The 10,075-nt window shown below is 32.2% G+C and carries 11 protein-coding genes; 3 read left to right on the forward strand and 8 right to left on the reverse strand.

Features of this window, described 5'->3' with window-relative positions; translation table 11 throughout:
- Window positions 1–47: 47 nt before the first annotated feature.
- From FNW38_RS06120 to FNW38_RS06130, 3 genes are read right to left on the reverse strand one after another with little or no spacing between them, the layout of a single operon-like run.
- Window positions 48–935 (reverse strand): 3-hydroxyacyl-CoA dehydrogenase family protein, encoded by an 888-nt coding sequence (locus tag FNW38_RS06120; RefSeq protein ID WP_143386520.1) that lies wholly within the window; start codon window positions 933–935, stop codon window positions 48–50.
- A complete protein-coding gene (locus FNW38_RS06125; RefSeq protein ID WP_143386519.1) occupies window positions 936–1,532 on the reverse strand; it encodes a hypothetical protein in 597 nt (198 codons plus the stop codon).
- 7 nt (window positions 1,533–1,539) lie between these two features.
- On the reverse strand, window positions 1,540–2,505 hold the full coding sequence (locus FNW38_RS06130; RefSeq protein WP_143386518.1) for a Gfo/Idh/MocA family protein: 966 nt from the start codon (window positions 2,503–2,505) through the stop codon (window positions 1,540–1,542).
- 144 nt (window positions 2,506–2,649) lie between these two features.
- Here FNW38_RS06130 and FNW38_RS06135 point away from each other — a divergent pair, with 144 nt between their 5' ends.
- Window positions 2,650–3,291, forward strand: coding sequence for a protein-L-isoaspartate(D-aspartate) O-methyltransferase (locus FNW38_RS06135; RefSeq protein ID WP_143386517.1), 642 nt, complete (start codon window positions 2,650–2,652; stop codon window positions 3,289–3,291).
- 217 nt (window positions 3,292–3,508) lie between these two features.
- Here FNW38_RS06135 and FNW38_RS06140 read toward each other — a convergent pair whose 3' ends face one another.
- Both FNW38_RS06140 and smpB read right to left on the reverse strand, forming a co-directional pair.
- Window positions 3,509–4,558 carry a Fic family protein gene (locus FNW38_RS06140; RefSeq protein ID WP_143386516.1) on the reverse strand — a complete coding sequence of 350 codons (1,050 nt, stop codon included), beginning with the start codon at window positions 4,556–4,558 and terminating at the stop codon, window positions 3,509–3,511.
- Window positions 4,559–4,644: 86 nt separating this feature from the next.
- The gene (smpB, locus tag FNW38_RS06145) at window positions 4,645–5,097 is read right to left on the reverse strand and encodes an SsrA-binding protein SmpB (protein WP_143386515.1); all 453 of its coding nucleotides are present in this window, start codon (window positions 5,095–5,097) and stop codon (window positions 4,645–4,647) included.
- Between the two features lie 69 nt (window positions 5,098–5,166).
- Here smpB and FNW38_RS06150 point away from each other — a divergent pair, with 69 nt between their 5' ends.
- Window positions 5,167–5,397 (forward strand): VF530 family protein, encoded by a 231-nt coding sequence (locus tag FNW38_RS06150; RefSeq protein WP_143386514.1) that lies wholly within the window; start codon window positions 5,167–5,169, stop codon window positions 5,395–5,397.
- 2 nt (window positions 5,398–5,399) lie between these two features.
- Here the strand turns inward: FNW38_RS06150 and FNW38_RS06155 are convergent, their stop codons facing one another.
- The 3 genes from FNW38_RS06155 to FNW38_RS06165 all read right to left on the reverse strand — a co-directional run bounded on the left by FNW38_RS06155 (window position 5,400) and on the right by FNW38_RS06165 (window position 7,525).
- On the reverse strand, window positions 5,400–5,951 hold the full coding sequence (locus tag FNW38_RS06155; RefSeq protein WP_143386513.1) for a DUF3575 domain-containing protein: 552 nt from the start codon (window positions 5,949–5,951) through the stop codon (window positions 5,400–5,402).
- A gap of 146 nt (window positions 5,952–6,097) precedes the next feature.
- Window positions 6,098–6,649, reverse strand: coding sequence for a GNAT family N-acetyltransferase (locus FNW38_RS06160; RefSeq protein ID WP_143386512.1), 552 nt, complete (start codon window positions 6,647–6,649; stop codon window positions 6,098–6,100).
- Window positions 6,650–6,673: 24 nt separating this feature from the next.
- The gene (locus tag FNW38_RS06165; RefSeq protein WP_143386511.1) at window positions 6,674–7,525 is read right to left on the reverse strand and encodes an aldose 1-epimerase family protein; all 852 of its coding nucleotides are present in this window, start codon (window positions 7,523–7,525) and stop codon (window positions 6,674–6,676) included.
- Between the two features lie 172 nt (window positions 7,526–7,697).
- Here FNW38_RS06165 and FNW38_RS06170 point away from each other — a divergent pair, with 172 nt between their 5' ends.
- The gene (locus FNW38_RS06170; RefSeq protein ID WP_143386510.1) at window positions 7,698–9,962 is read left to right on the forward strand and encodes a M1 family metallopeptidase; all 2,265 of its coding nucleotides are present in this window, start codon (window positions 7,698–7,700) and stop codon (window positions 9,960–9,962) included.
- Window positions 9,963–10,075 lie beyond the last annotated feature (113 nt).

Genomic DNA, 10,075 nt, shown 5'->3' on the forward strand with positions numbered 1-10,075 from the left:
TGTCTAAAGAAACTCACTTTAAGACTTTCGACTTTTAAACATTTAGACTATATAAATTGTTTAGCAATCTTCTCCGCTTTTTTGCTTTCAGAATAATCGTAGAAACCTTCTCCGGTTTTTACTCCCATTTTTCCGGCACGAACCATGTTTACCAATAGTGGGCAAGGGGCATATTTTGGGTTTTTGAATCCGTCGTACATTACATTTAAAATAGCTAAACAGACATCCAATCCAATAAAATCGGCTAGTTGTAAAGGTCCCATAGGGTGTCCCATTCCTAGTTTCATAACGGTGTCAATTTCATAAACACCAGCTACTTTGTTGTATAGCGTTTCGATAGCTTCATTAATCATTGGCATCAAAATTCTATTGGCAACAAAACCAGGATAGTCGTTTACTTCAACAGGCGTTTTTCCTAGTTTTTCGGATAAATCCATAATGATTTTAGTTACTTCATCACTTGTATTGTAACCACGAATGATTTCGACTAATTTCATAATAGGCACCGGATTCATAAAGTGCATCCCAATAACGCGCTCCGGATGTGCTACAACGGCTCCAATTTGTGTAATGGAAATGGAAGAAGTATTGGTTGCCAAAATCGTATTGTGAGAACAAACTTCGTTTAATTGCTTGAAAATATTTAGTTTCAACTCAACGTTTTCCGTAGCTGCTTCAATCACTAAATCAACGCCTACAACGCCATCTTTGATATCTGTGTAAGTAATTATATTAGTAATTGTTTTTACAACATCTTCTTGTGTGATGGTTCCTTTTGTGAGCATTCGGTCTAAATTGGCAGCAATTGTTGCCATTCCTTTATCCAAAGATTGCTCTGAAACATCAATTAATTTTACGGTAAAACCACTTTGGGCAAAAGTATGGGCAATTCCGTTACCCATTGTTCCTGCTCCGATTACGGCTATTGTTTTCATTTATATGTTAAAATTAAAATTAAAGTATTTATCTAAATCCTCTTTTATTACCTCGTATTCATTTTCATTTATATATTTATTACTATACAGCCAAATATATCTTTCGTATTGTGCATTATAAGGTAAGATAGGGTCAATTAAAAAGTATTTATTTCTAAAAAAATCAATTTGCTTTTTATAAATCAAATCAATAAAAGCATCAACTTCATGAGCATTTTTTTTTGTATATATGAAATAAAAAACTTTTGATGATTCTATATGTTTTTCATCATGTCCCTCATTGTAATTTTTGATAACAAAAATAAATGAGAGAGAAATAGACATGATAATGCTTTGAATTAATAGGGCTTCAAGTTTATAATATTCAGAAATGAAATATATAAGTATCAAAATATTGAAAAGCAAAGAGGTATAAAAAGCGAGCACTATAGGACTCTCTTTATTTTTATCAATATACTGGTTGCTTTTTATCTCTTCAAAAGGGATTTTATATTTTAAATTATGTTTTGCAGTATTTAATTCAACAATAATATCTTCTTCTAAAATTTCAAAAAATTGTTTTTGATTTTTAAATTTGATTTCTAGTTTATTATTCATCAATGAATTATTTTTTAAAACAATCAATAATTTGGTAAGCTACTCTTAGAGCTTCTGTTGCTTGCTCTAATGTTACAACAGGAATAGTGTCATTGTTGATTGCATCAGCAAATGATTCTAATTCGTCAAGAATAGCGTTGTTTTGTTCCACATCAGGATTTGAAAAATAGATTTGTTTTTTTACACCTTCCGCATTTTGTAAAATGATATCAAAATCACCAGGAACTTCCGGAGCATCTTTCATCTTTACCACTTCACATTTCTTTTCAAGGAAATCAACTGATATGTAGGCATCTTTTTGGAAGAAACGGGATTTACGCATGTTCTTCATCGAAATTCTGCTTGCAGTTAAATTAGCAACACAACCATTTTCGAATTCAATTCGGGCATTAGCAATATCCGGAGTTTCACTTATAACCGAAACACCACTGGCACTAATGTTTTTCACTTTGGATTTTACAACGCTCAAAATAGCATCAATATCATGAATCATCAAATCAAGAACTACGGGAACATCCGTACCACGAGGATTGAATTCCGCCAAACGGTGCGATTCAATAAACATCGGATTCTCGATCATGTTTTTGGTTGCAATAAATGCAGGATTGAAGCGCTCTACATGACCTACCTGTCCTTTGACATTGTATTCTTTGGCTAAAGCGATTATTTCTTCAGCTTCTTCAACAGTTGTAGAAATGGGTTTTTCAATAAAAACGTGTTTTCCCGATTTGATAGAAACTTTGGCACATTTGTAATGAGAAAGCGTAGGAGTAACGATGTCTATAACATCAACAGCGTGAATTAATTTGGCTATAGTATCAAATTGTTTGTAGCCAAATTCAGCAGCTATTTTAGCTCCATTTTCGAAATTTTCATCATAAAAACCAACCAATTCATATTTTTCTGATTGTTGTAATAAACGCAAATGTATTTTTCCTAGATGACCGGCACCTAATACTCCAATTTTCAGCATAATTATGTAATTTGTACAAAAATAGCAATAAATTGATTAATTTTTTATTGATAATGAACAATTATTTAATGTATTTTAAATTCAATTTTCAATATTTGAAATTAGAAATTGTTTTCTATTTTTACCAAAATAAAATATCAAATTTTGAAAGACACAGCCAAACATCAAGGACTTCGGAATCAATTAGTAAGCGTTCTAGAACAAAAAGGCATTACTGATAAAAGTGTTTTGGATGCGATAAAAAAAATCCCAAGACACTTATTTTTAAATTCCAGTTTTGAAGATTATGCCTATCAAGATAAAGCATTTCCTATTGGCGCAGGCCAAACCATTTCTCAACCGTATACAGTAGCTTTTCAATCCCAATTATTAGAAGTGAAAAAAGAACATAAAATTTTGGAAATCGGAACAGGTTCAGGGTATCAAACGGCTGTTTTGTATACCATGGGAGCAAAAGTTTTTAGCGTAGAAAGACAAAACGAATTGTTTAAGAAAACTTCTGTTTTATTTCCAAAATTAGGTATTCGTCCCAAACATCTTTCTTTTGGAGATGGATACAAAGGATTGCCAAGTTACGCGCCTTTTGATAGTATTATTGTAACTGCAGGAGCTCCATTTATTCCTCAGCCTTTGATGGCACAGTTAAAAATAGGAGGAAGGTTGGTTATTCCGTTAGGAGAAGATGTCCAAATTATGACTTTACTAATAAGAAAAAACGAAACACAATTTGAGAAACATGAGTTTGGTGAATTCCGATTCGTCCCATTATTAGAAGATAAAAATTAAAATAGAAACCTGCATTTAGCCTACCGTCTGGACATAAATATTCAAACGAAATTTTAGCCCCGAATTTCACTAATTTACTCGAATTAATTCGTGAAAATTAATGAAATTCGTGGCTCTCTTTTTTATAATATCATAAAATCTGTGTAAATCTTTTTAATCTGTATTATCTGTGTCCTATTTTAAATTTTGTCCAGACGGTAGGTATTTAGCGGGTTTTTTATTGACCAATAATACTTAGGTAACGTTCTAAGCTTTCTTTTTCCATTTGAGCAATAAACAGTAAAAAATCGTCTTTGTTATTTTTAGTTTGAGCTGTTTCTAGTGCTTGGTAGTATTGTATTCTACTGTCATAATCGCCTTTTATATTAGCGATGATGCAGCCATGTTGCAATAAAACCAAATTCATAACCAAGCGTGACGTTCTGCCGTTTCCATCGATAAATGGATGAATGGCGACTAAACGTTCGTGTACTTCGGCAGCCAAAACTATAGGATGAAGACTGTTTTTATTGGTTTCGAACCAAATAAAAAAATCTTCCATTTCTTTGGCAACCAGAAAAGGTTGTGGTGGCATATGGCTACTTCCTTGTATCATCACTTGTACTTTTCTATAGCGACCCGCATCTTCCGGATGAATACCTCTTAAAATAAGATTGTGAATAGAAAGGACTTCACGTTCATTTATGGAAGTATTTTTTTGCATTAAATCTTTGATATAAGCAATCGCTTCCTGATGATTAATTATTTCAAGATGTTCCCGCATACTTTTCCCCGAAATAGTCAAACCTTCATTGATAACCAAATCAGTTTCCCGAAGCGTCATGGTGTTTCCTTCGATACGGTTACTTTCATAAGTATATTCTAATTCTAATGCCTGAGTAATTCGATAACTATCAAACGCTCTAAAAGAATCCAATTTTGTCTTCAAGGAATCTATTTCGTCTAAAATTTTTTGCAATGTTGTCGATAGCTTTTTCTTAGAAGATTTACTTTGATATCTTATTTCTTCCTCTGCAACCAGTAATGCTTTTAATGCAAATTCATCTTGACCTATTTCATAAAGAATTTTTTCTTTAAGCCAAGCTACCATTATAGTTTCTATATCTATTTCAAGTAAAGCCGCAAGTTTTAAAACTTGATCTCTGGTGGGTTTTCTGCTGCCACTTTCAAATTTACTAATCAATGCTTGATCAATTCCTAAAAGTTGAGCCACTTCTCTAGTTTTGAGTCCTTTTTGTTCTCTTGCATTTTTGAGTAGTGTTTTCATTTTATAAAAAAATGTTTTAAATTGTCTTGACAAATTTAGTCATTTTATTTTGATAAAAAAATATAATTTTAGACTTAAAATGTAATTTAAAATGATTTTTTTATTCTGTCAAGATCACGTTTGGTGTCTTGTTCTTTAAGGGATTCGCGTTTGTCATAGGTTTTTTTTCCTTTGCAAAGACCAATTTGTAGTTTGGCCATTCCTTTTTCATTGGTAAACAATTTCAAAGGAATAATGGTTAGTCCTTTGGCCTGAACGCTTTTGATCAATCCTTTCAATTCTTTTTTATTCAAAAGTAATTTACGTTCGCTTCTGGCTTTGTGGTTGAATTGATTTCCAAAAGCGTATTCTTCAATGTAAGTATTGATGGCAAAAAGTTCGTTGTTACTAAATTCACAAAAACTCTCTGTAATATTAGCTTTTCCTAATCGAATGGATTTAATTTCAGTTCCTGCCAAAACAATTCCAGCAGTAAATGTCTCGATTATTTCATAGTCGAATTTGGCTCTTTTATTGTAGATATTTATTGTTTTCAGCATAGGAATACAAAGGTAGAAACAAATCTACGAAACACCAATTGTTTTTATATAAATACTTAAATTTGCAAAATGGAAAATTCGAAATCAAAAGACCCTTTACACGGAATAACACTTCAAAAAATTGTTGAACAATTAGTCGAATATTATGGATTTGATACTTTGGGAGAACTCATAAAAGTTAAATGTTTTACGGATAATCCAACCATAAAATCCAGTCTGACTTTTTTACGAAAAACAGATTGGGCTAGAAAACAAGTAGAAGACTTGTACATAAAATCATTGCCTAAATTACTGAAATAGGTTTAATTTAATTTGTAAGAAACCATTACGCCCCCTCTGTATGGGATCCATTCCCCGCTTTTGTTATATTTTTTAGCAGTTTCATAACGTTCGTTAGTACCAATATAATATCCTTTATAGAAACCTTGACTAGAGCCACCACCTAAAAAGCAATCTAACACAAACTTATCATTTATTTTAGCTTGATATCCAATAGTTGCTCCCATAAGATATCCAAATCCCTTTTCATACTTATCTGTATTTAAATAATTCCATTTTTGGAAATTAAATATACTGGCTCCAATATGTGCTCCAATATAAAACCCGTTGTACTTTTCTTTAAAATGATACCGGTATTCTGGTGTAAAAGTGTAAAATTGTCTCGGTTTACCGTCTACTGATTTCCAGGGTGAAGCCAAAATGTCGAACTGGAAAGTAGATTTTTTTCCAATACTGGTTTCGATACCTACATTTGGAATTGATAGTAATGTGGTTAAAGCATTAACCTTTACATAGGTTTGACTTTGTGAATGAATCGAAAAGAAAAGGATAAAAAATATAAGTATTTGTTTCATAAAAGTAATTTAACCAGCTTCTATTTCATTAAAGAAATTAGTTTTGGCGACAAATATAGAAACATTTGATTTAAGAAATTTCCTGTTTTATTTTTTAAGAAATTTTTGTGATTTTAAAAAATTAGAAAATATTCATTGTTTAAAGATTAGTATTTATTCAAAATGGAATAAATAACAGTATCCAAAAAGCGGCCTTCAAAAAATTCATTTTCTTTTAAATGGGCTTCTTTTACAAAACCATTTTTTTCTAAAACTTTCTCAGACCCATGATTCTCAGGGGCAATTATTGCTTCAATAGAATGAAGTTTCATTACTTTAAAACCATAATTAACAGCTTCTTTTACAGCTTCAGAAATGATGCCTTTTCCATTAAATTCAGGAAGTAACATATAACCAATCTCTGCACGAAAATGTTCCGGTTTTATTCGGTAATGACCAATAAGGCCAATGAGTTTTGGATTATCTTTAAGCGTAATTCCCCAATTGATTCCTTCGTTATTTTCGATTTTAGTATCAATCATAGCAATGTGTTCTAAGGCATCTTCAGTAGTTTTTACTAAAGGTCTGGGAATATATTTCATGGTTTCCTGGTTAGAACGTAAAGCGAAAATTTCGTTTACATCATTCTCATCAACACGTCTTAATAATAGACGCTCGGTTTCCAGATTTGGAAAAGGATTAAAATTTATGGTTAACATATTTTATTGATTTTTTTGTGCAAATTAAAGGATTTCGATGCTGAATTTCGATTTGAAAGTGTCTTTTTCTTGCAGAATTTGAATGCCTTCTTTTTCAAATAGATTTCCAAAATTTTCGTTAGTATCCGAATAACCGAACCAAGGTTCGATGCAAAGAAAGGGCGCATTCATTTTTGTCCAAATTCCTAAACTTGGAAAATCTTCGAAATGTACTCTTAAAATCGGATTTTCATTTTCCAAAATTGTCAATGAATTGGATTCTAATGTTTTGAAAATTAAGGCGTCATTTTTGAATAATTCGTAAGTCAATGGAATTCGTTTGTTTTGAGCTTCTAATTTTTTTGTTTTATTTGAAATCAAATCATTTTCCAAAAGATAATATTCCAAAGTTTCGTCTTTTTCGAATGCAATGGAATAATTTTCGAATTTCCCCGGCAAAGCAAAAGCGGGATGTGCTCCAATAGAAAAAGGCATCGGTGATTTTCCGTTATTGATAACTTTATATTCAATACCTAAATTATTTTCTTCCAATGTATAAATGATTTGCAATTCAAATGCAAATGGATACATTTTTAGCGTTTCTTCAGAAGATTGTATCGAAAAAGTAGCGCTATTTTCCTTTTTATCAACTAATTCAAACTCCATATCTCTGGCAAAACCATGACGGGATAAATGATATTCGATTCTACCGTAATGAAAGGAATTGTTTTTTAAAGTTCCAACAATTGGAAATAAAATGGGAGAGTGTTTGCCCCAAAAATCAGGATTTCCCTCCCAAATATATTCTTTGTTCAAATTAGTTTTTAAGGAAACTAATTCAGCTCCTAAGTGCTTAATTTCCGCGTTTAGATTCGAGTTTTTAATCGTAGTTGTCAAAATGGTTTTTCAGTTAATTTAAAATTGATTTTAAATGGTAAATATATTTTATAATTTTTAATAATAATTGGGATTACGTCTAATTTTATTTTTTTTTAAATTCAATCAATTCTTTCGAAATAGTTTAAAATTCTCTTTTTTTTCATTTATTTGTGATATAAACAACAAAAAAATGAAAAACATTCGCTTCAGAGTCATTCTACATTTGACTTTATTATTGGGAATTACGTCTATTTGGGCGCAACAAACTCCTTCAAATGCAACGATTAACGAAGTTTCAAAGTATGATTACCATGATGCTTTTGCTCCGTTTTTTTATACCAAAAACGGAACAAGTACCCGTTCAGCAAGTGGTCAGCCAGGAGCTGAATATTGGCAAAACAGAGCCGATTATAAATTATCGGCGAAATTGGATGAAAAAAACAACGAAATTACAGGAACTGGGATCATCACTTATACTAACAATAGTCCTGATAAAATGGCTTTTGTTTGGATGAACTTGGACCAAAATTTATTTAAGTCAGATTCCCGTGGAAATGCAGTTGTTCCTATTACAGGAAGCCGAAATGGGGCGCAAGGTCAAATTTTTGACGGTGGGCATAAAATAAAATCGGTGAAAGTGATTTTAATAAGCAAAGGTAAATCAACAGAAACGGAGGCTAACTACCTTATTAGTGATACTCGTATGCAGGTTTTCCTTCCGAAAGGATTGAATGCCAAAGGTGGAACCGTGAAAATCAAAATAGACTTTTCATTTATTGCTCCTTTTGAAGGTTCGGATCGTATGGGTGTTTTGGAGACTAAAAACGGTAAAATTTTTACTATAGCCCAATGGTATCCTCGTATGTGTGTGTATGATGATGTAAGAGGCTGGAACGTAAATCCATATTTAGGAGCTTCGGAATTTTATTTGGAATATGGCGATTTTGAAGTGAATATTACAGCGCCATCCAATCATATTGTAGTTTGTTCCGGTGAATTGCTAAACCCTACGGCAGTTTATACAACCGAAGAGCAAAAGCGTTTGGTTCAAGCGAAACTAAGTGATAAAACAGTTTTTATTCGTACTGCTGAGGAAGTTGGAAATTTGTCAAAAACAATTTCTAAAACGACTAAAACATGGAATTATAAAATCAAAAATGCTCGTGATGTTTCCTGGTCGTCTTCGGCTGCATTTATTTTGGACGCTGCAAAAATCAATTTGCCAAGTGGAAAAAAATCATTGGCTATCTCCGTTTATCCGGTAGAAAGTGCAGGAAATGATGCTTGGGGACGTTCAACAGAATATACTAAAGCTTCCATAGAAAATTATTCTAAAAGATGGATGGAATATCCTTATCCAGCAGCTACAAATGTGGCAGGTAATGAAGGTGGAATGGAATATCCGGGAATCGTTTTTTGTAGTTGGGAATCGAAAGGGGAAGATTTATGGGGTGTTACGGATCACGAGTTTGGACACATTTGGTTTCCTATGATTGTCGGTTCAAACGAGCGTTTGTTTGCCTGGATGGACGAAGGGTTCAATACTTTTATCAATTCGCTAAGTGCTGTAGATTTTAATAATGGCGAATATAAACCAAAACCTTCGGATTTACATTTATATGCGGATTATTATACCAATCCAAAGAATGAAACAATAATGAGTTCACCCGATAATATGAAAGAAGCCAACATAGGTCTTTTATGTTATTCTAAACCTAGTGCAGGGTTGGTGATTTTGCGTGAACAGATTTTAGGGCCGGAACGTTTTGATTTGGCTTTACGTACTTATGTAGAACGTTGGGCATACAAACATCCGACACCAGATGATTTCTTCAGGACAATTGAAAACGTCGCGGGAGAAGATTTAAGTTGGTTTTGGAGAGGCTGGTTTCAAAACAATTGGCGTTTAGACCAAGGAATCAACTCGATTAAATATATAAAAAATGATCCAAAACAAGGAGTTATAATTTCAATTGATAACTTAGAAAAAATGGCCATGCCGGTTATTTTAGATATAAAAACTAAAAGCGGAAATGTAACTCGAGTTAAATTACCGGTTGAAATTTGGCAAAGAAACATTGACTGGTCATTCAAGCACAATTCTACCGAGGAAATTGAAAGCATTACAATAGATCCAGATCACGTATTTCCTGATAGTAACGAAAACAACAATATTTGGACATCATCGGTAGGTATGATTGATGTTGACATTATCTTAGATGAATATTTAGGAACCTATTCTAATAAAAATGTTCCAATAAAAATTGTGTTTTCAGAAAAGAACAATGTTCTAAATGTTGCAATGACTGATTATCCAAAGTTTACTGTTGAACGTATTGCAAAAGATACTTTCGAGTCTAAACAAGCAGGAATTACATTTCAATTTAATGAAAGTAAAACAGGATTAGACATGATTTTGAGTGATGGGCAGAAAATACCTTTTACTAAAGAGTAATTAACAATTTTAAGATAAAAAAACACCAACATTATGGAGGGTACTGAAAAACCTCGTTTATTTTGATTAGCGTTCTTTTTTAGACAATAAAAAAACGCTTGTAACAGGATTTT

This window comes from Flavobacterium gawalongense (genome assembly GCF_007097265.1).
Lineage (GTDB): Bacteria > Bacteroidota > Bacteroidia > Flavobacteriales > Flavobacteriaceae > Flavobacterium > Flavobacterium gawalongense.